The 19,908-nt window shown below is 73.1% G+C and carries 21 protein-coding genes and 1 pseudogene; 12 read left to right on the top strand and 10 right to left on the bottom strand.

The genetic code is table 11. From position 1 onward, the window contains the following. Positions 1 to 66 precede the first annotated feature (66 nt). The 5 genes from ACWED2_RS28135 to ACWED2_RS28115 all read left to right on the top strand — a co-directional run bounded on the left by ACWED2_RS28135 (position 67) and on the right by ACWED2_RS28115 (position 4,668). A complete protein-coding gene (locus ACWED2_RS28135; RefSeq protein ID WP_449693506.1) occupies positions 67 to 513 on the top strand; it encodes a hypothetical protein in 447 nt (148 codons plus the stop codon). Positions 514 to 538: 25 nt separating this feature from the next. Further along, positions 539 to 1,723 (top strand): sensor histidine kinase, encoded by a 1,185-nt coding sequence (locus ACWED2_RS28130; RefSeq protein WP_449693505.1) that lies wholly within the window; start codon positions 539 to 541, stop codon positions 1,721 to 1,723. Next, positions 1,723 to 2,373, top strand: coding sequence for a response regulator (locus ACWED2_RS28125; RefSeq protein WP_449693504.1), 651 nt, complete (start codon positions 1,723 to 1,725; stop codon positions 2,371 to 2,373). Before ACWED2_RS28130 ends, ACWED2_RS28125 begins: the two co-directional genes overlap by 1 nt. Before the next feature lie 43 nt (positions 2,374 to 2,416). Then, the gene (locus ACWED2_RS28120) at positions 2,417 to 2,908 is read left to right on the top strand and encodes an RDD family protein (protein WP_449693503.1); all 492 of its coding nucleotides are present in this window, start codon (positions 2,417 to 2,419) and stop codon (positions 2,906 to 2,908) included. 62 nt (positions 2,909 to 2,970) lie between these two features. Next, on the top strand, positions 2,971 to 4,668 hold the full coding sequence (locus tag ACWED2_RS28115; RefSeq protein ID WP_449693502.1) for an alpha/beta fold hydrolase: 1,698 nt from the start codon (positions 2,971 to 2,973) through the stop codon (positions 4,666 to 4,668). On the opposite strand, the gene ACWED2_RS28110 is transcribed toward ACWED2_RS28115, so the two are convergent. Genes ACWED2_RS28110 through ACWED2_RS28095 form a run of 4 tightly spaced genes read right to left on the bottom strand, consistent with a single transcriptional unit; the run spans position 4,652 to position 8,844 of the window. Beyond that, positions 4,652 to 6,529, bottom strand: a complete 1,878-nt coding sequence (locus ACWED2_RS28110; protein WP_449693501.1) for a CocE/NonD family hydrolase — start codon at positions 6,527 to 6,529, stop codon at positions 4,652 to 4,654. The two genes, ACWED2_RS28115 and ACWED2_RS28110, sit on opposite strands and share 17 nt — an antisense overlap. Then, positions 6,529 to 7,347 (bottom strand): ABC transporter substrate-binding protein, encoded by an 819-nt coding sequence (locus ACWED2_RS28105; protein WP_449693500.1) that lies wholly within the window; start codon positions 7,345 to 7,347, stop codon positions 6,529 to 6,531. The genes ACWED2_RS28110 and ACWED2_RS28105 overlap by 1 nt, the downstream gene beginning before the upstream one ends. Positions 7,348 to 7,369: 22 nt before the next feature. Next, positions 7,370 to 8,098, bottom strand: coding sequence for an amino acid ABC transporter ATP-binding protein (locus ACWED2_RS28100; RefSeq protein ID WP_449693499.1), 729 nt, complete (start codon positions 8,096 to 8,098; stop codon positions 7,370 to 7,372). After that, entirely contained in the window at positions 8,098 to 8,844 is a 747-nt protein-coding gene (locus ACWED2_RS28095; protein ID WP_449693498.1) for an amino acid ABC transporter permease, read from the bottom strand. Before ACWED2_RS28095 ends, ACWED2_RS28100 begins: the two co-directional genes overlap by 1 nt. Positions 8,845 to 8,948: 104 nt before the next feature. On the opposite strand from ACWED2_RS28095, the gene ACWED2_RS28090 reads away from it, so the two are divergent. Continuing rightward, on the top strand, positions 8,949 to 10,025 hold the full coding sequence (locus ACWED2_RS28090; RefSeq protein WP_449693497.1) for a DUF5937 family protein: 1,077 nt from the start codon (positions 8,949 to 8,951) through the stop codon (positions 10,023 to 10,025). Positions 10,026 to 10,082: 57 nt separating this feature from the next. Here ACWED2_RS28090 and ACWED2_RS28085 read toward each other — a convergent pair whose 3' ends face one another. Then, a complete protein-coding gene (locus ACWED2_RS28085; RefSeq protein WP_449693496.1) occupies positions 10,083 to 10,496 on the bottom strand; it encodes an STAS domain-containing protein in 414 nt (137 codons plus the stop codon). Positions 10,497 to 10,885: 389 nt separating this feature from the next. Here ACWED2_RS28085 and ACWED2_RS28080 point away from each other — a divergent pair, with 389 nt between their 5' ends. Further along, entirely contained in the window at positions 10,886 to 11,629 is a 744-nt protein-coding gene (locus tag ACWED2_RS28080; protein ID WP_449693495.1) for an ATP-binding protein, read from the top strand. A 55-nt stretch (positions 11,630 to 11,684) separates the two neighbouring features. Here the strand turns inward: ACWED2_RS28080 and ACWED2_RS28075 are convergent, their stop codons facing one another. From ACWED2_RS28075 to ACWED2_RS28065, 3 genes are all read right to left on the bottom strand, one after another. Further along, positions 11,685 to 12,068 (bottom strand): STAS domain-containing protein, encoded by a 384-nt coding sequence (locus ACWED2_RS28075; RefSeq protein ID WP_449693494.1) that lies wholly within the window; start codon positions 12,066 to 12,068, stop codon positions 11,685 to 11,687. Positions 12,069 to 12,189: 121 nt separating this feature from the next. Further along, positions 12,190 to 12,972: an ATP-binding protein gene (locus ACWED2_RS28070; RefSeq protein ID WP_449693493.1), complete on the bottom strand. Its 783-nt coding sequence runs from the start codon at positions 12,970 to 12,972 to the stop codon at positions 12,190 to 12,192. Positions 12,973 to 13,050: 78 nt separating this feature from the next. Continuing rightward, the gene (locus ACWED2_RS28065) at positions 13,051 to 14,241 is read right to left on the bottom strand and encodes an STAS domain-containing protein (RefSeq protein ID WP_449693492.1); all 1,191 of its coding nucleotides are present in this window, start codon (positions 14,239 to 14,241) and stop codon (positions 13,051 to 13,053) included. 239 nt (positions 14,242 to 14,480) lie between these two features. Here ACWED2_RS28065 and ACWED2_RS28060 point away from each other — a divergent pair, with 239 nt between their 5' ends. Both ACWED2_RS28060 and ACWED2_RS28055 read left to right on the top strand, forming a co-directional pair. Then, positions 14,481 to 14,858, top strand: coding sequence for a hypothetical protein (locus tag ACWED2_RS28060; RefSeq protein WP_449693491.1), 378 nt, complete (start codon positions 14,481 to 14,483; stop codon positions 14,856 to 14,858). A 317-nt stretch (positions 14,859 to 15,175) separates the two neighbouring features. Continuing rightward, positions 15,176 to 15,628: pseudogene (locus ACWED2_RS28055) on the top strand (phytanoyl-CoA dioxygenase family protein); the annotation flags it as partial. A 46-nt stretch (positions 15,629 to 15,674) separates the two neighbouring features. Here ACWED2_RS28055 and ACWED2_RS28050 read toward each other — a convergent pair. Continuing rightward, positions 15,675 to 16,859: an ANTAR domain-containing protein gene (locus ACWED2_RS28050; RefSeq protein ID WP_449693490.1), complete on the bottom strand. Its 1,185-nt coding sequence runs from the start codon at positions 16,857 to 16,859 to the stop codon at positions 15,675 to 15,677. Between the two features lie 271 nt (positions 16,860 to 17,130). On the opposite strand from ACWED2_RS28050, the gene ACWED2_RS28045 reads away from it, so the two are divergent. The 3 genes from ACWED2_RS28045 (at position 17,131) to ACWED2_RS28035 (ending at position 19,290) form a co-directional block, all read left to right on the top strand. Further along, positions 17,131 to 17,724 carry a TetR/AcrR family transcriptional regulator gene (locus ACWED2_RS28045; RefSeq protein WP_449693489.1) on the top strand — a complete coding sequence of 198 codons (594 nt, stop codon included), beginning with the start codon at positions 17,131 to 17,133 and terminating at the stop codon, positions 17,722 to 17,724. Between the two features lie 188 nt (positions 17,725 to 17,912). Then, positions 17,913 to 18,476, top strand: coding sequence for a hypothetical protein (locus ACWED2_RS28040; RefSeq protein ID WP_449693488.1), 564 nt, complete (start codon positions 17,913 to 17,915; stop codon positions 18,474 to 18,476). 1 nt (position 18,477) lies between these two features. Continuing rightward, positions 18,478 to 19,290, top strand: coding sequence for an FAD-dependent oxidoreductase (locus tag ACWED2_RS28035; protein ID WP_449693487.1), 813 nt, complete (start codon positions 18,478 to 18,480; stop codon positions 19,288 to 19,290). 19 nt (positions 19,291 to 19,309) lie between these two features. Here ACWED2_RS28035 and ACWED2_RS28030 read toward each other — a convergent pair whose 3' ends face one another. Continuing rightward, a complete protein-coding gene (locus ACWED2_RS28030; RefSeq protein WP_449693486.1) occupies positions 19,310 to 19,897 on the bottom strand; it encodes a TetR/AcrR family transcriptional regulator in 588 nt (195 codons plus the stop codon). Positions 19,898 to 19,908 lie beyond the last annotated feature (11 nt).

Genomic DNA, 19,908 nt, shown 5'->3' with positions numbered 1-19,908 from the left:
GCCGAAAGTACGAGACGAGCTCGCTCCAGCCGGTGCCGGGGCGCGGCGAGTCCTAACTTCCCCGGTATGACCACCGAAACCGCGCGGGAGAACCCGCCCAGCACGATCATCGCCGCTTTCTTCGGCTTCCTGGTGTCCACGGTGTCCGCGATCGCCGGCGGGCTGCTCGTCCTGAGCGCGCGCGACGAAATCGCGGCGGCGCTGCGCCGGGCGAACCCCGCGCTCACCCCGGAGCAGCTCGACCGGCTCACCCTGCTCGCGCAGGCCGTCCCGGTCGCCATCGCCGGGGTCATCGCGCTGATCTACCTCTGGCTGTCGTTCAAGCTCAAGGCCGGCCGCAACTGGGCCCGCGTCACGCTGACCGTCTTCACCGTGCTGCAGGCCGCTTCCCTGCTCACCACCGAACCTTCGTGGGCGGGCTACCTGAGCTGCGGGGTGGCTGTCGTCGCGACCGTGCTCGGCTACCTGCCGCCGTCCAACCGCTACGTCGCCGGGGTTCGGCGCGCGGGCTGATCCGGGACGCGGGATCATGACGGCCATGCGCAGAGCGGGGGTCCGGCGCGGCATGCTCGGCACCGAGCTCGCGGTGCTGGCCGCGGCGGTCGTCGCCGACGTGGTGCTGGTGCTGAACGTGCCCGGCGGAGGCGGCGGCTGGGCCGCACCGCTGACCGGGGTGCTGGCGTCCACGGGCACGGCGATCCCGGTGCTGGCCGTGCTGCGGCGGCGCTTCCCCCGCCACGTCGGCGTGCTGGGGAGCGTCGTCGCCGCGCTGTCGGCGATCAGCACGGTCGTGTCGGTCACCGCGCACCCGCGGCCGCAGCCGCCGATCGCCGAGATCGTGGCCGCCGGGCTGCTCACGGCTTCGGCCGGCCGCAAGCTCGAGCCGAAGCACGCGGCCGTGCTGGCACCGGCCCTCGGTGCGGTGATGATCGCCGCGCCGCTGCTCCGCTACGACGCCGGCGAGCCGGAGACGCTGCTGGCCGTGGCCGCCGCGGCGTACTGGGGTGCCTGCCTCGGGGTCGGGCTGATCCTGCGCGCGGCGGACGCCCGGCAACGGGCCGCGCTGGACCGGGTCCGCGGCCAGGAACGCCTGCAGCTGGCCAGGGAACTGCACGACCTGGTGTCCCACCACGTCAGCGGGATCGTCGTCCGCGTGCAGGCCGCCCGGGCGATCGCCGAAGCGAACGCGGACGTCGGCGGGCACGCGGCGGTCTACCGCGAGATCGAGGAAGCCGGCGGTGCGGCACTGGCCGCCGCGCGCCGGCTGGTCGGGATGCTGCGGGACACTCGGGACGTGGCTCCGTTGTCCGGTGCCGTGCTCGGTGACGCGGTGCGCGCGGCCGCCGGCTCCTCCGCCCGCGTGGCCGTCGCCGAGGAACTGGACCAGCTGCCGGTGCCGTCCCAGGTCGCCACGACCGTCCACCGCGTCGTGACCGAAGCGCTGACCAACGCCCGACGGCACGCACCGGCCGCGACCGAGGTGGTCGTCTCCGTCCGCGTCGAGACCGGCGACCTCGTGCTCGAGGTGGGCAACGACGGCGTGCCCGCGAACCCCCGTTCCGCGCCCGGCGGGTTCGGGATCATCGGCATGACCGAGCGGCTGGAGATGCTCGGCGGCAGCCTGACCGCGGGCCCGGGACCCGGGGCGCGCTGGACCGTCACGGCGCGGCTCCCGCTCGGCGGCGAGGACACGCCCTTCGACGCCTTGCCGAGGGGGCTCTGATGACCATCCGGGTGCTCGTCGCCGACGACCAGGTGCTGGTGCGCACCGGGTTCCGGCTGGTGCTGGACGCCGCGCCGGACATCGAAGTGATCGCCGAAGCCCCCGACGGGGAGACCGCGGTCCGGCTGGCGCGGCAGCTGCGGCCGGACGTCACGCTGATGGACATCCGGATGCCCAAAGTGGACGGTCTGCGGGCCACCGAGCTGCTGGCCGGGCCGTCCGTCGCGCACCCGCTGCGCGTGGTGGTGGTGACGACCTACGACGCGGACGAGAACGTCTACGCCGCCCTGCTCGGCGGCGCCAGCGGGTTCCTGCTCAAGGACGCCGGTCCACAGTTGCTGGTCGACGCGGTCCGCGCGGCGGCCGGCGGGGAGGCGATGGTGTCGCCGTCGGTCACCGTGCGCCTGCTCGCCCGGTTCACCGAAAAGGCGCGGCGGCGCGCGCAGGGGACACCGGGCCTGCTGACCGAGCGCGAGTCCGATGTGGTGCTCGCGGTCGCCCGCGGCCGGACCAACGCCGAGATCGCCGACGACCTCCGCGTCTCCCTCTCGACGGTCAAGACGCACCTGGCGAGCGTGCAGCGCAAGCTCGAACTCCGGAACCGCACGGAGATCGCCGTCTGGGCGTGGCAGCGCGGGTTGCTCGGATGACCTTGACCGGTGTGCGAGACTCGCCGAGTGTGCGGTCAGCGCGGTGACCGTCCCGGCCGGGCGGCGAGAAGTGCCGGAGCGGCTGCGGATGGCGGGCCGCCGGGTGGTGCAGGCGGTGCTGGACCAGGCGCTCGCCGCCGGCGTGGGGGTGTTCGCCGCGCTCGCGGCCGGCCTCCTCGTCATTCCGCTGCTGCGGTGGGGGCTGGTGCCGCCGAAGGTGATCCTGTGGGGCCCGGCGATCACGTTCTTCGCGGTCAACTACGCCTGTGACGCGGTGATCCAGATCTGGGTCCCGGCGCGCCGGGGCGGGGTCACGCCGGGCATGCTGGTCATGGGGCTGCGCGTGGAAACCCTGCGCGGCGGGCCGCCGAAGGTGCGCGCCTACGTCTTCCGATGGCTCCTGTTCACCGTCGACGGGCTGTTGTTCGGACTGGTGGCCGTGGTCAGCATCGTGGTGACCCGGCGCCGGCAGCGGATCGGCGACCTGGTGGCGCGGACCCTCGTGGTGCGGGCCGGTCCTCGTACTTTTGGTTGATCCCGGCGCCGGGAATGCGCGCCATACTCCGGGTGATCATTCACCCGGACGAGGGGTATCACGTGAAAAAGACGACAGTGGGCCGGTTTCTGGTCACCGCCGTGCTGCTCGCGGTGCCGGCGGTTCCCGCGGAACCGGCCGCCGCGGCCACCCCGGACCGCTACACCGGCCAGCAGGTGGCCTGGGGAGCGTGCCCGTTCCCCGTGGCCACCGGGGCGAAACCGGCCGAATGCGCGGTGATCACCGTGCCGCGGGACTGGGCGGACCCGGATGCCGGGGTGGACCTGAGCGTGTCCGTCAGCCGCGTCGCGGCGACGGGTGAACGTCTCGGTGCGCTCCTGGTGAACCCGGGTGGTCCCGGCGGGCAGGGCAGCTCCCTCGCGGGTGCGCTGGCGGGCCTCGAGCCGGGCGTGAACGAGCGGTACGACATCGTCGGCATGGACCCCCGCGGCACCGGGCACGAAGGGACCGCGGACACCGGGTTCGCCTGCCAGGTCCCGGTGGGACGGCTGCCGCAGGGGCCGCTCGACGCGCGCGACCGGTCGGCGGCGAGCATCGCCGAGCACCGGAAGACGCCGCGGGCGATCGCGGAGGCGTGCCAGAGCGACGCGGTCGAGCCGTTCGTCACGACGTGGCAGACCGCGCACGACATGGACCTGATCCGGACGCTGCTCGGCGACGAAAAGCTCAACTACCTCGGTTATTCCTACGGCACCTGGCTCGGCGCCAAGTACGCCTCGCTGTTCCCCGGGCACGCCGGCAAGGTCGTGCTCGACTCCAGCGTCGACTTCGAAGGCCGGCTCCAGGCCGCGTTCGAGGCGTTCCCGATGATCGGCCAGCGGCAGACCGACGAGGTCTTCGTGCCGTGGCTGGCCCGGCAGTTCCCGGCCCAGCTCGGCGCGTCCCCGGCCGAGGTGAAGCAGAAGATCGAGCGGCTGCGCGGGTTCTACGCCGGGCTCGGCGTCGCACCGGACCAGTTCGACGCGCTGTTCGTCGGCAACGGCAACGAAATCCGGTGGATCCTGGTGGCCGCCGTGCTCGTCGCCGGCGCGGGTGAGCTGGACGGCACGCCTGCCGAGCCTCCGGCGGCGCTCGCCGGGCAGCTGGACACGTGGTCGACGGCCGTGTTCGGCAAGCGGCTGGCGCAGCTGACCGGCGCCGACGTCGCCGCCGGGCTGGCGGCCGCGGAACCGGACTACCGCAAGGTTTCCGGGACGCGCTACGCGGTGGCGTGCGGCGACCAGCCGACCAGGACGGCCGGCTGGTACAAGCGCCTGTCCGACCGGCAGGGCCCGCGGTACCCGATCTTCGGCTGGGCCTACGGACTGACCGAGCCGTGCGGGTTCTGGTCCGACCGCCCCCGGCAGACCCTGGCCGGGCTCCCGCCGGAGGCGGCGGCCAACGTGCTGGTGGTCCAGGGCGAGTTCGACCCGCAAACCGGTTACGAGCAAGCACGTTCGGCGATCCGCGCGGCCGGGGTCCCGCTGGTTTCGGTCGACGACGCGGCGTTCCACGGCCAGTACGCCCTGGGCGGCAACCCGTGCGTCGACGGCATGGTCAACGTCTTCCTGGTCGCGAATTCCCGGCCGGGCCCGGTCACCTGCCCGGGAGTCCCGCTGCCCGGCGAGGACCGCGTGTTCCCGGTGGCCGGCCCGGTCACCGGCAGCCGTCCGGTGGCGGTCAGTGCCGCCGAAACCGGCGATCCGGCGTTGCGCACCGCCGTGCGGCGCACCATCGGTGAGCTCAACGACGGGCGTTGAAAGCACCCGCTCGACCGTCGGCACCGTCCGGCAGCACCGGCAGGGTCAGCCACGAACGGCCGCCGAAGTGGACCCGGTTGGTGGCCACGACCTTCCGGCGGTCGCCCACCTCCCGGGCGCCGGTGTTGGTGTTGACGTCGAAGCGGGGGAAGTTGCTCGAGCTGACGTCGAGCCGGATCCGGTGGCCGGCCCGGAACAGGTTGGCCGTGTCGGGTGCTTCGACGGTGATCTCGTACACCTCGCCCGGGACGAGCGGTTCCGGCTCGGCGAAGGAGTTCCGGTAGCGGCAGCGGAGGATGCCGTCGGTGAGGTTCATCGCGAAGCCCTGGGGGTAGTCGGCGCTCGGCGGGTGGACGTCGATCAGCTTGATGGTGAAGTCGGTGTCCGCCGCGGTGGACGAGACGGCCAGCCGCACTGTCACCGGCCCGGCGACCGCGACGTCGTGCGCCAGCGGCGGGGTTTGGAACACGAGCACGTCAGGCCGGCTGTCGAGGGGCAGGAACGGCGGCACCGCACCGAAGAACCGCTCGTCGGGACACTGGTGGAACGCGCCGCCGCTCATCACCGGCTCGCCGGAGGTCACCTGGCCGCCGAGGGTCGGCACCGGGTTCGCCGGGTCGTAGTCGTACTCCAGGCAGCCGCCGTCCGCCGGCTTCGGGCCGCGGGTGAGACCGCCGTCGGCGGCCAGGTGGAACACCTGCTCTTCGGCGGTCTCCGGCGGCCACGTCGTGGCGGTGCGCCAGCGGCCGCCGTGGTCGAGCCGTCCCTCGGGTGTGCGGCGGCCGGAGCCGCCGCCCATCAGGAAGTACCGCACCGGAGGCGGCGGCTCGCCGGCGGCGGCCAGGTGCGCGTCGAACCAGCGGAGCCGCATGGTCACGTAGTCGTCGTCGAGGTTTCCCTCCAGCGGTGCTTCCCGGCCGAAGTCGACGTCGCCGGCGTGCCGCGCGCTGCGCGCGCCGTGGGTCCACGGCCCGAGCACGAGGTAGGCGGGGCTGTGCTTCTTGCGGCCGAGCTCGCGGAAGTTCTCGGTCGCGGTGCGGATGTAGGGGTCGTACCAGCTGGAGATGTGCAGGCTCGGGACGTCCGGGAAGCGATCGTGGAAGCCGCGGGCGAAGATGCCGGGCTGGCGCCAGTAGTCGTCGAAGACGCCGTGTTCCCACTGCTGCAGCAGGTAGTCCTCGTAGTCGGGGACGAACCGCAACGGGGTCGCCCCGCGCCGCCACGGCATCCGGGTGAACCACGCCCGCAGGTCCTCGGCGTCCAAACTGGCTCGCAGCACCGGGTCGGCGAGCACCTTCGCGCTGCTGCGGGCGCGGTGGAACGCCCACGTCACCTGCTTCAGCTCGAACGCCCCGCCCATCCGGGTGCCGGCTTCGTACGCGCTGGCGAAGCCACCGGAGTCGAGGAACATGGCCGCCAGGTGGGGCGCGCCCAGCGACGCGAGGGCGGCCTGCGCGTGCGCCGAATAGGAGACGCCCATCGTCGCGACCCGGCCGTCGCACCAGTCTTGGGCCGCGATCCATTCGACGGTGTCGTAACCGTCTTCGGGCTCGTTGAGGTACTTGGTGAACGTGCCGCCGGAGTCGCCCCGGCCGCGGCAGTCCTGGCGCACGACCAGGTAGCCGCCGTCGACGAACCGCCGGGCGACCGCCTCGGGCGACGGCGGGCCGTCGCCGTCCGAGGGACGGGCGAGCCGGCGTCCGTACGGCGTGCGCTCGAGGAGCACCGGGCCGGCGGGGGGATCCGGCCGGGCCGCGTAGAGGTCGGCGACGAGGGCGGTGCCGTCGCGGGCGGGCACGTCGAGCACGAGCCGCCAGCACTCCCGGCCTCCGGGCAGCTTCAGCCGCTCCCAGCCGCCCATCAGAGCCCGCCCGCGAACTGCGCGCCGAGCTCGGGCCAGGCCGCGACGAGCTGGGGGAGCGGAGCGGTGGTGAAGTACTTCCGGTACAGCCGCGCGTAGGTGCCGTCGGCGACCATCGCGCCGAGCTGCTCGTCGAGCGCGGTGAGCAGGGCGCCGTGGTCTTTCGGCACGGCCATCGACGTCGGGTGCGCCACCGGCGCCGAGGCGGCTTGGCGCAGCGCGGGGTACTGCTCGAGGAAGTGCCCGGCGTCGGGGCCGCCGACGACGAAGGCGTCGAGGCTGCCGTTGAGCAGCTGGCTCACGGCGGCGTTGGCGTTGGGGAACCCGATCGGGACCGCGCCGGGCATCTTGGCCGGGACGAACGGTTCCTGCGTCGAGCCGGTCACCGCGCCGACCTTCTTGCCGGCGAAGTCGGTCAGCTTCGACGCACTGCTCCGCGCGGTGGTGAGCACCGCCGTGGTGCTCCAGAAGAGCGGTTTGGTGAAGGAGACGCTCTTCTGGCGTTCCTCGGTGACACCGAGCCCGGCAGCGGCCAGGTCGTACTGCCGGCTGGTCAGTCCGGCCAGCGACGACGTGACCGAGGTCGACTTGTAGTCCACCTTCAGCCCGAGCCGCTTGGCGGCTTCGTCGGTGAGGTCGATGACGAACCCGGCCGGCTTGCCCGACGGGTCGCCGAAGGCGAACGGGGGCTGGCTCGTCTGCGTGGCGGCGCGGATGGTGCCCGGCTCGATCAGGCCGTACGGGTTGCCGGCGTCGGAGCCGCTGCCGCATCCGGCGAGCAGCAGCCCGCACGCGGCGGCGATCAGGAGTGGGCGCATGGGTGATTCCTTTCGGGCTTCGTCAGAGGACGCGGGCGAGGAAGTCGCGCAGCCACGCGGTTTCCGGGGCGTCGAGGGTCGGCCGGGCGGGACCGGCTTCGGCGATCCGGCCTTCGTCCATGAACACCACGCGATCGGCCACCTCGCGGGCGAAGCCGATCTCGTGCGTCACGGCGAGCATGGTCATGCCGGACGCGGCCAGCGTGCGCATGACGTCGAGCACGTCCTTCACCAGTTCCGGGTCGAGCGCGGAGGTCGCCTCGTCGAAGAGCATCACCTCGGGTTCCATGGCGAGCGCGCGGGCGATCGCGACGCGCTGCTGCTGCCCGCCGGAGAGCCGGCCGGGTCGCTGGTGGGCCAGGTGCGCCAGGCCCAGCCGGTCCAGCTGGGTCATGGCGGCGGCTTCGGCCGCGTCCTTGCCGAGGCGGCGGACGTGCCGCAGCGCGGCGGTGACGTTCTTGAGCACACTCAGGTGCGGGAAGAGGTTGAAGTGCTGGAACACCATGCCGACGCGGCTGCGGACGGCATCGACGTCCACGCCTTGGCCGGTGATCGCCGTCCCGGCGACGCGGATCTCGCCGGACGTCGGCTCCTCGAGCAGGTTGAGGCACTTGAGCAGGGTCGACTTGCCCGACCCGGATCGCCCGATCACGCAGACGGTCTCCCCGGCGGCCACGTCCAGGTCGACGTCACGGAGCACTTCGACCGGGCCGTACCGCTTGTGCAGGCCGCGCACGGACACGGCGGCCATCAGACTGCCGCCTTCGCCGGGACGGCCGGCACCGGCGCCGCCGTGGTGAACCGCCGGCCTTCGCGCATGCGCCGGTCGAGCCGGTTCACCGCGTAGGTGAGGGGAACGGTCAGCAGCAGGTAGCAGAGCCCGGCGGCGACGAGCGCCGACGAGTTGTACGTGGCCGCCTGCCGTTCCTGGGCGATGAAGTACAGCTCCCGCTGGCCGAAGCCGAGTCCGAGCAGGTACACCAGTGCGCTCTCCTTGACGTCGATGATGAACTGACCGGCCAGCGCGGGCAGGACGTTCCGCACGCCCTGCGGGACGACCACCACCCGCATCGCGGTGAGGTACGGCATGCCGAGGCTGCGGGCGGCGTGCAGCTGCCCGGCCGGGACGGCCTGGATGCCGGAGCGGAAGATCTCGGCCGAGTACGCGGCGGAGATCAGCGCGATGGCGAACACGGCGTAGCCGAGCGGTTCGCGGCCGAACGGGCGCAGGCCCGCCGCGGGCAGGCCGACGCCGACCAGGCTGACGGTGACGATCGCCGGCAGCCCGCGGAAGACGTCGACGTAGATCCGGGCGGGCAGCCGGACCAGCCGCCGCCGGGACAGCAGCAGCATGGCCAGCAGCACGCCGCCGGCGACGCCGGCGACGATCGCCAGTGCGGCGATCAGCAAGGTGTTGCGCAGCCCCTCGGTGAGCAGCGCGGGCAGCACGTCCAGGATCTCGTGGAGATCGAAGAAGGTGCGGAGGAAGTCGGGCATGACCTGGCCTCTCGTGTCGCGATCCCGGAAGGCTAGGTCCGATTCCCGCCCGCGTCGCGGATGCTTACCGCGACCGCGGTAAGCATCCGTCCTAAGCTGCGGTCATGTCCGTGGTGCTGACCGTTCAGGGAGCGCGAGCGGCGGACCTCGTCACGGGGGTGTCGCCGCTGGCCGAGCTGCTCGCGTGCCTGCATTCGATCGCCGAGCCGGAGCACCACTTCGAGGTCCGGCCGTGGCTCACCCGGATCCGCGCCGACACCTCGGAGGCCCTTCAGGGCCGGTTGACCACCTACGCGCCCCTGTGGGCCCGGCGCCGCTGCCGGCTGTTGCTGCCCTTCGAGCTGCCGCTCGGGCAGACCTTGGAGGCGGAGCTGCGGCGGATCGAAGCACTGCCGCTCGACCGGTTCGCCGCGACCGCGGCCGAGGCGATCCACGGCGGCCTGGTCGAGCTCGGCGACCTGCTGGGCGACGCGGCGGCGAAGGACGCCTATGTCGTCTCGTGCGAGCGGCGGTCGTTCGGCCGCGGGGAGCTGGCCCGGCACCTCGTCGCCGATCCGGCGGCCTTCCGCGCGGACCTGCTGGACGTGCTGCGCGCCTGCGCCGGGGAGTTCTTCGCCGACGAGTGGGCGCGGGTGTCGCACCGGCTGGAAGCCGAGTGCACGGCGGTGCGGGCGCGGGTGGGCGCGCTGCCGGTGGCCGAGGTGCTGGCCTCGCTGAGCCCGAACGCGGCCGTGCGCCACGACCCGGCGTCGGTGGTGTTCGACAAGCTGCAGTCGCTGCGCGCCGACCTGCGTGGCCGCCGCTGCCTGCTGGTGCCCTCCGTGCACGCCCGGCCGCACCTGATCGTCAAGACCGATCCGGAGTACCCGGTGGTCGTGCACTTCCCGGTGGCGGGCGACGGCGCTCGCGACACCCTGGCACAGGTCCGCCTGCGCCTGGCGATCCTCGCCGACCCGGCCCGGCTGTCGCTGTGCCGCCACCTGGTCAACGAGCCGATCACGACCTCCGACCTCGCGGCCCGGACCGGCATGACGGTGCCCCAGGTGTCCCGTCACCTCGGCCGCCTGCGCGAGGCGGGGCTGCTGGTCTCCCGCCGGGACGGCCGGATGATCCAGCACCGCCTGAACCTCCAGCGCCTGCTGCCGTTGGGAGTCGACGTGCTCACCGCGATCATGCGGTGATGCCCGAGTTCCCGGTGGCCGGGTCCCGCCCCCCGTCACCCCGTCACCCTGATGCCGTCAGCCCGCGTCCCAGATGGTCTGCACGTGGCTGACGAACTCGGCCCGGCTGCCCGCGGCGATGGCCCCGGCCCGGGTGCGGTAGCAGTCCAGGACCGCGTCGAACCGGGTGACGTGCAGGAATTCCCGCACGGCGGGCCGGTCCCCGGTGACCACCCGCACGCGCGACGTGCCGGCGCTTTCGTGCACGGCGAGGATCGCCCGTGCCCCGGCGACGGACAGGAAGGACAGCCCGGACAAGTCCAGGAACAGCACTTCGGGCGGGTACTCCGCGGCGAACAGCTGGGCGGCGGCCTGCTCGAGCCGGAGGGCCGTGCCGGCATCGAGGTCGCCGTAGAGCACGAGGACGACGCCGCTGGAGTCCCGGTGCGAGTGCACCACCTCGAGCCGCTCGGGCCGGCGGGGCCCGGTCACGGCCGCCACTCCTTCGGCCGTGCGCCGGGACTCTTCGCGAAGTCGCTGGTCATGGTGGACACACCGTCCCTGGATCAGGTTTGCGGCCCGGTGGAGGCCGTCGGCATCGACTACCCGGTCGGGTGAGGTGCAAAACCGCACCCGGTCGAAGCGGAATCCAGCGGATGTCCGTGACCGGGCAGCGCTTTCAGACCTGCTCTTCGCCGGCGACGGGTGCGGCGGCCGGGGTGGTGCTCGTCGCCGTTGCGATATCACTGCGCGACCTTGCGGGCTTGGCCGGAGGTGATCCGGTGGGCTAGCGTCGGTTCCTCGGGGGCATCGGCGCCGGCCGGCGCGGACATCCGGCCCCTTCGTCCCGTCGGGCCGGCCCGCGGCGAGACGGAGGCGCAGTGGAGATCGGGGTCGCGCTCGAGGTGAGCAAGCGCCCGCAGAGCGCTTTGGTGACGGTGTCCGGTGCCCTCGATCTGGCCGGCTACGGCTTTCTCCGCGACGGGTTGCTCAAGGTCGCGGCGGACGGTCCGCCGCGGCTGGTCGCCGATCTCGAGGCATTGGCGATCGGTGAGCTGTCGCCGTCGACGGTGTTCCCGTTCGTCGCGAAGCGGATCGCGGAGTGGCCGGGCATCCCCTTCGCCGTGGTCACCCGGAGGCCGCAGCACCTTCTCGCCTTCCACCGCCACGGGATCGAGCGGTTCGTCCCGGTCCACCCGAGCGTCGCCGCGGCGGAGACCGCTCAGGACACCCCGATCCGGCGCACCGCGCGCAAGGTCCTGCCGCGCATCGACGACGCGGCGACGCTGGCCCGGACGTTCGTGCGGGAGCACGCCTTGCGGTGGCAGGTGCCGGAATTCATCGACGGCAGCACGCTGGTGGCCGGCGAGCTGGTCCGCAACGTCCTCGAGCACACCGCGTCCGAACCCGATGTCCGGCTCGACCTGCGCCGGCAGCTGTTGTCGGTGTCCGTGGCCGACGGCAGCGACCGGCCCGCGGTGCTGCTCGAGCGGGCCGACATCCGGGAACCGGGCTTGGGGCTGCGGATCGTGGCCGACACCGCGCAGGCGTGGGGGAGCAGCCGCCGCTGGTCCGGGGGAAAGATCGTGTGGGCGGTGTTGAAGTCCGAGCGCGCGCGATCATGACCGCGCGGTGCCGGCCGCATCGCGCCCAGGCGCACGCCGGGTCGAGCCGGCGACGCTAGTTCGGCTTCTTCCGCGGCGCGGGCTCGAGGACCGGCAAAGCATTGTCCAGGCAGGTGATCCTGAGCAGGCGGGTGATCGCGGCGGTCGGCCGGAGGTGCAGCCGGGTACCTGCCTCGCCGGCCGCCGCGTGCAGGAGGAGCAGGGTCCGCAGCCCGGTCGAGCCGCAGAACGTGACCGCGGTCAGGTCGACCGTCAGGCGCCACGGCCGGGCCGCCAGCACTTCCCGGACCGTTTTCCGCAACTCGGGGCTGGTCGCCAGGTCCAGTTCCCCGGAAACCGCCACGGTCACCACGCCGGGCTCGTCCTGGACGATCCGAGCCTCGAACGGCACCGCGACCACACCGGAAAACGTGCGGCCGGAAGAACTGTTCTGCGCCATGAACGCTCCAATTCCGTCGAACGGGCTCGAGGAATGTGAGACGGCTCGTGCTCGAGCCGGATCGCCACCATAAGCGCACGCTCTGCGGAACTCAACCCGCCGGCGGCGCCGATTCAGGCTTTCAGGGGAACCGAGGTTCTTCTCCGGGACCGGTCGTGGTGATTCCGGCGATTCTCCGGGAGGTGAGCAGGGTGGCCCAGACGACCTTGCCGCCTGCCCAGGTCCGGCTGCATCCCCAGGCCCGGGCGAATTGGGCCACGAGCTTGAGGCCGAGCCCGGGTTCGGTCGCGGTCTGCCGTTCGTGCAGTTCGGCGGGGCGCGGATCGTCGTCGGCGACGGCGATGGTGCAGATGCCGCGGCGGAGGTCGACGCGGACCTCGGGGCGGGAGCGGGTGTGCTGCAGGGTGTTCTCGACCAGTTCGGTGACGAGCACGAGAGCGTTGTCGATCAGTTCGGGGATGCCCCATCTTCGGCAGATTTCGGCGACGAAGTCGCGGGCGAGGGCGGGGGTGGTTTCGGCGTGGGGGAAGTCGCGGACCGCTCGCCGGCGCACCGGGTCGTGGAATCCGCGTTCGGCTTCGGTCACGTCCCGGTGTACCCGGGCGTAGCGGGCCATCGGCAGCCGGCTGAGCAGCGCGTGCTGGTCCGGGCGCGCGGTGACGAGCGCGAGGGGGATGCCCGGCCAGTCGCTCAGCCGCATGGCGACGAGGGCGAAGACGCTGAGTTGCGCGTCGTGGGCGAAGCCGAGGCCGGAGACGTCGGCGATCAGGCCGTCGGGGGCTTCGGTGGCGGCTTTGAGCAGGCCGTCGCGGACGGTGGCGTGGGTGGGCAGGCCGAGGGTGCCGGTCAGGGCGAGCACCGTCGAGCGTGCTCGCCGGGTCAGTTCCAGCCGCACTGCAGCCATGACCCTCGCCTTTCCGCGGCCGCCGGACACGGCCGCAGCGTGACGCCAGGGGAGTGGCACGTCATCGTGTTGTCCGATTCAGGGTAACCCGTTCGGTTCGGCCGGTGCCTGCGTTCCGGTGCGCCCCGCGCCGTCGTCGTGGGCGCCCGCTGTGGAACCGGGCCGCCGGATCGGCGGCGTCACTCGCTTTCGGCGGGGGCCAGCGTGGCGTGGTTGCGGACGAGGGTGGCGGCGATGTCGGCCAGTTTGACGTTGAGGTCCTGGGAGGTGCGGCGCAGGAGGTGGAAGGCGGCTTCGGCGTCGATGCCCTGGCGTGCCATCAGGATCCCTTTGGCTTGCCCGATCACGTCGCGGGAGGCGATCGCGCGGCGGAGGTGGGTGCGTTCGAGGGTCGGCGGTTTCGGCGCCGTGGGCCTGCCGGAGGGCCAGTGTCGCGTGGGTGGCCAGGAGCAGGGCGCGGTGGCGGTCGGTTTCGGTGATGCCGCCGCGGTGGGCGTAGATGTTCAGGGCGCCGGCGAGCCCGGCGGGTTGTGCGGGCAGCAGGGCGGTGGAGAGCACGGCGCCGAGGCCGTGGGCGGTGGCGACGGCGGCGAACTGGGGCCAGGCCGAGCTCCGGGCGAGGTCCTGGTCCAGGGCGTAGGCGGGGCCGTCGGGGTGCGCGGCGTCGAGGCAGGGCCCGGATCCGGTGCGGTACTGGACGTCGTCGAGGTCGGCGGCGATGTCGGGGATTTCCACCGGGGTGAAGTAGCGTCCGCCCGGGTCGCGCAGGGTGATGCTGACCAGCCGGGCGTGCGGCACGACGACCGTCGTCGCGGCGACCACGTGCTGCATGGCCTGGCTGACGCTGGTGGCGTCGAGCAGGATCCGCGTGAGCGCCGCCAGCTGGTCGCCGAGCTGCCGTTCGTCGGACGGCGCCGGGGCGGCGGCGAGCGCCTCGTCGACGCTGGCGTGCACCGGCAGGGTGCCGGCGGGCAGGCCGCGGTGCAGGATGCGGGCGTTGAGCGCGTCCGGGTCGAGCAGGACTGCGGTGTGGACGCCGTCCCGCGCGCGGCGCACCGCGAACTCGCCGAGCGCCCGGACCCCGGCGGCCGAGAGGAGGTCCACGTCCCGCAGGTCGAGCACCACGAGGTGCGGGGGTGGGAGGGTGACGGTCGCGTCGAGCAGCTTGCCCAAGGTGGCCTGCGCCGTTTCGGCTCCCAGCGTCCCACGCACCCGCAAGACGAGGGCGTGCTCGGCGTCGACCGCCATGACCTCGGCTCCGGTACCCATGTCCCACCTCCTCGTCCGTTACCCCGCCGGAATACCCTGCGCGGCGCGTTCGCAATCGGGGTGGCCGGCGTGGCGTGCGCCGCGGCAGGCGGACAGCGCGGCGGCGGATTGATTTCGCATCGGCGGACGCGCGGATATCCTGGTGCAAAAGCAGGGTGATGGGAATCCGGCCCATGGGAAATCCTGAATCGGTGAGTGCGGCGACGAGGGGCGCGGAGCGTGCTCGTGCGCGGAGCGCGATGGCGGGCGCACGCGTTCGCGAGCTGGCCGCCCGTCGAGCGGCCTTGGCCCTCCAGGCCCGCGCCGAGCTGGATCCGGCTGCCGCGGCTCAGGCCGTCCACCACGCGGAGGCCGCCCTGGCGCGCGCGGCCGGCGCCCGGGAGAGCCTCCGCCAGAGTCTCCTGAGCTCGGCCGAAGCGCACGAGCGCGCGGCACGGGTCCTCGAGCGGCGCGCGGCCGAACGCGGCGCCGCGGCCGGGCTCGCGGAGCGGTGTCGCGCCTCCGAACACCGTGCGGCCGCCGAGGCGGACCGGCGGCAAGCCGCGGACTGTGCGACACCGCCGCCGTCGCCGGACGCGAAGGCCGGCTCGGCGCGGGGTGTCGTCGCGCCGCCCTGAACACGCCGGTCGCTTCGCCGGGCCGGCACGGCGGCCACCCGCTCGAGTGACCCGTCGGGGGTTTCCGTCGCTTCGGTGCGCCGCGCGGCAACCGATGTGCCGGGCACAGTTGGTCGGCATCCGGCCGTTGCGTCATCGTGGGCGGCCCTTGTGGCGCCGGGTATGCTGGCAGCGGTTCGTCTTCAGCTCTCCGGACGTGCCAGCCCGTCGCGGGTCGATGGCGACGGGTTCGCCGGCGCTTTTGCGCGCCGTGCCGACGTCCGGAGGGAGTGCCCCCATGGCCTCCGGGCGTCGGTGCGGGCGGCTTCGCCACCACCGATCCCCGAGGGGAACCCATGTCCGTGACGGCCACGCCTTCGGACGTCTATGTCCACCAGAGCCGCATCGACTGCATGCCCGGGTTCGTGGGCGAGGGCTTCTCCTGGCATTCCGACTTCGAAACCTGGCACGCCGAAGACGGCCTGCCGGCGCCACGGGCGGTCAGCGTGTCGCTGGCGTTGCGCGACAACCTGCCCTACAACGGCGGGCTGATGCTGATCCCGGGGTCGCACCGCACGTTCGTCCCCTGCACGGGCGAAACCCCGGCCGACCACCACCGGAACTCGTTGCGGGAACAGGAAATCGGCGTGCCGGCCCAAGCGGACATCGCACGCCTGGCCGCGGCGCACGGGATCGACCAGTTCACCGGGCCCGCGGGGAGCGCGTTGTGGTTCGACGCCAACGTCCTGCACGGCTCGGGCAACAACATCACCCCGTATCCGCGTTCGAACGGGACGTCACCCCGCTGCGCCGGGCCGGGGACCGATGACGCCGGGGTCAGCCGAGCTGCCCCGTGGTCACCCGGGCGTGGAGGTGCTGCAGGGCGGTGAGCACTTCGTGGCGGTGGTACCACTGCAGCCAGGCGCCGGTCTCCCGGCAGAGCCGGTGCACCCGGTCCCACGCCGGGCCGCGGAGGACTGGGCCGGGGTCCGCGTGCAGCGTGGTCAGCACGCCGGCGCAGCTTGCGCTGAGGTCCTGGAGCGGGATGCTGTGGGCCGCGGCGAACCCGGCGCCGAGCAGGACGCGGCGGGTGGCCGGCCGGCAGTACAGCGGGTCCCGCGCGATGTGGGCGCTGAGCACGGCCGCGCCTCTGGCCCGTGCGGCCGTGCACGTCGACTGCTCGCCATCGAGGTGGGCGAACGCCTCGGCGAACTCCGCGCCGAGCCCGTGGCACGCGGCCAAGCGCAACTCGGTCTCGGTTTCCCCCGGCAGCTGCGCATACCCCGCCGCCGCGCCGGTGCCGGCCAGCGTCACTCGCAGCAGCAGCTCCACGACGGTCGAGGGCGTCTTCCCGGACCGGTCGGCGGCGAAGCCCAACGGCGGCGCCGGGCGCTGCAACGGGCCGATGAGCCAGGTCCGGTCGCGCGGGCGAGGCAGTTCCACGAGCGCTTTCGCCAGGACGAGCAGCTTGATGTTGTGGTTCCGGGAGGCGTACCGCAGCAGCCGGAACGCCTCGTCCATGTCGGCCAGCCGATAGCGCTCCTGCAGAATGCCCAGGGCCCGCGCGATCACCGGCCGGCTGGCGAGCTTCGAGCGCAGGTCGGCGACTTCGTGCCGCAGCCGGTCCAGCTCCGCCCGTCCGTCCGGGGCGAGGTGCGGCAGGGCCTTCCGCGCCGCGTCCAGCGTCACGTAGGTGTCGATGACGTCCGTGGCCTGCGCGGCGCGCAGGACCCGCAGCACGATGCCGGCGCCGGTCACCACCCGCAGGCGCCGGCCCTCGGCCGCCAGGGCGTCGGCGACGGCGTGCAGCTGCCGGACGCCGGGTGCGGTGAGCAGGGTGACCCGGCTGAGGTCGACCACGGGGTCCGGGGCGCCGACGGCCAGTTCCCGCACCCGGTCACCGAACCCGGGTCCGGCGTTCAGGTCCAGCGCGCCCGTCACGACGATGACCGGCCGCTCGCCGTCGGCGACGACTTCGGCGGACCACAGCGGAGTTCGCACCCTGCGTTCGGTTTCGGCCACGCGTGCCCCCCTCCCGCCCGGAGCCGCCGACATACCCGGATTCGCGACCGGCGAAACATCGCCACACCGAACGGTCCCCGAAAGGAGCACACGATGGCCCGAGGAGACGTGCGCACGGTCGGCGGTGGCCGGAGGGGGTCGACTGTCTCGCTCGCAGGTCGACCCCCTCGGACCTTCGCTGGTCGGAAGCGGGTCCTCCACAACGCCGGCGCCGGCCTCCGGGCGATCGCGTGGTCGAGTGACCGATCGTTCTCTCTGCTAACCTCGGAAGATGGTGCGCAACGCCCGAGGTCAGGTCTCCGAAGCGCGGTCGAGGCTGCTCTCGACGGCCACGCGCATCTTCTACGCCGAGGGCCTGCACTCCGTCGGGATCGACCGGGTCGTCGCGGAGGCCAAGGTCACCCGCGCCACCCTGTACCGGCACTTCCCGAGCAAGGACGACCTCGTCGTCGCGTACCTCCAGGGTGTCCACGAGATGGAGCGCGAAGGAATCGGCAAGGTCATCGCCGCCCGCCTGCCGGCGGCCGACGGGGTGCGGGCGATCGCCAGGACGATCGCCGACGGTATCGGGTCGGCGCACTTCCGCGGCTGCGCCTTCCTCAACGCGGTGGCGGAGTACCCGGATCCCGCCCACCCGGTGCACCAAGCCGTTCTCGCGCATCGCGAGTGGTTCCGCCGGACGGTGACGGACCTGCTCGCGCAGGTGGGGACGACCCCGCCCGAACTCGCGGGGCGCCACTTCGTGATGCTGCGCGACGGCGCGATGGCGGCGGGCTGCCTGTCGGATCCCGCCGAGGTCTGCGACACGTTCCTCCAGGGTGTGGACGGGATCCTGCAGCACCGCCTCGACTCCGCGGGGAAATGACGCGGAGAGCCGCCGGCTGTTCTGTGCCGGCTGCCTGACCGCGGTCCACTCGCGCGTGGGGCCCCGCTGCCCGTCAAAGGGCACGGCAGCCGGACGTAAGACTTCAGATAGAACGATCTGTCTTGACTTCCCGTGGGCCGCTCGCCAGGCTGAGATGAGATAGAACGTTCGGTCTTGCGAAAGGGATCATGGTGACTACTGTCGACTCGCCCGCCGTTGGTGGGTTCGCCCCGGCGCTGCGCCGGTTGTACTTCGTGCGGTTCGCCTTCGCCATCGGGTGGGCGGTCCTGGTGTTCCTGACGACCAAGTCGGGCCTGGGGGCGGCCGGTGTCGCCCTGGTCGTCGTGTACCCGTTGTTCGACGTGGGCGCGGCCGTCGTGGACGCCCGGTCTGCGAAGCGTTCCGGCTCGGTCACCGGGCTGTACGTGAACATGGCGATCAGCCTGCTCGCCACGATCGGCATCGGTGTCGCCGCGACTTCGGGCATCCCGGCGGTGCTGCGGGTGTGGGGTGCGTGGGCGATCGTGGCCGGGCTGGTCCAGCTGGTCGTCGGCGTTTCCCGCCGCGGGATGGGCGGCCAGTGGCCGATGATCCTCAGCGGCGGCATCTCGGTGCTGGCCGGGGCCAACTTCGTCATCAGCGCCTCCGCGGCGAACCCGGCGCTGTCCGGCGTGGCCGGTTACGCCGTCCTGGGCGGCATCTTCTTCCTCGTCTCGGCGATCCGCCTCGGCCGCGCCGCGAAGGGGAACTGACGTGACCACCTACGACGTCGTCGTCATCGGGGCCGGCCCGGTCGGGGAGAACGTGGCCGACCGGGTGGTGCGGGGCGGCCTGAGCGCCGCCATCGTCGAGCGGGAACTGGTCGGTGGCGAGTGCTCCTACTGCGACGACGGCACGGTGTCCGTCACGCTCACCGACGGCGAGCAGATCGAAGCCGACGAACTGCTCGTCGCGATCGGCCGCACGCCGAACACCCAGGACATCGGCCTGGACGCGATCGGCCTGGAGCCGGGGGCCTGGCTCACGGTCGACGACACCATGCGGGTCAACGACTGGCTGTACGCGGCCGGCGACGTCAACCGGCGCGTTCTCCTGACGCACCAAGGCAAGTACCAGGCTCGCGCGGTGGGAGACGTCATCGTGGCCCGTGCCCAGGGAGAGCCGGTCGACGACGCTCCCTGGGGGCGGCACGCGGCGACCGCCGACGAGCGCGCGGTGCCCCAGGTGGTCTTCACCGAGCCGGAAGTCGCGTCGGTCGGCCTGACCGCGGCCAAGGCCGGGGCCGCCGGGCTGAACATCCGGGTCGTCGATTACGACCTGGCCGCCACCGCGGGATCCGCCCTGCACGCCGAGGGCTACCGCGGGCACGCCCGGATGGTCGTCGACGAGGACCGCAAGGTGATCGTCGGCTGCACCCTCGTCGGCCCGGACGTCGCGGAGATGATCCACGCGGCGACCGTCGCCGTCGCCGGCGAAGTGCCGATCGACCGGCTCTGGCACGCGGTCCCGGCGTTCCCGACCGTCAGCGAAGTGTGGCTGCGGCTGCTCGAAGCGTACGGCCGCTGACCCACCCGGCCGGGCGGGCTCAGTGCGGCGCCTCCCCGGTGAGTGCCGCCCGGATGGCGCGCTCGACGATGTCTTCGAGGGCCGCCGGGATCGGCCGGTCGGCGCCGAGGTAGCGGCGGACGGCGGCGTAGGGCAGGTCGACGACGATCAGCAGGATCTCCGCCGTGCTCCGCCCGGTCGCTGTCTTGAGGCCGGTCACCAGGCGGCGGATGTGCTGGTCCCAGCGGGCCTGATCGGCCTCCCGCGCGGCCCGGCCCTCCGCGGGCCAGGCGGCGGGCTCGAAGGAGGCGAGGCCGGCCAGCAGCACGCGGGCGTCGGCCGGGTGGTCGCGGCACCAGGTCACGGTCCGGCGCCCGAGTGCGACCGCCGCGGCCACCGGCTCGTCGTCGAAGAGCGGGTACAGCTCGTCGTGGAAGCTCTGCACCGCCCGGTTCCAGACGGCGGCCAGCAGGGCCGCGCGGTTGGGGAACCGGTGGTAGACGGAGCCGCTGGACACCGCGGCTTCCCGGATCACGCCGGCGATGGTGATCGCGTCGGCGCTTCCCGCGGCGAGCAGCCGGGTGGCCGCGTCGAGGATCGTCGACGTGTCGTGCACGAGGCGTGGCATGCGTTGACGAT

Source organism: Amycolatopsis sp. NPDC005003 (assembly GCF_053600695.1).
The sequence above is the reverse complement of the archived record's forward strand: the minus strand, read 5'-3'. Positions and strand labels throughout refer to the sequence as shown.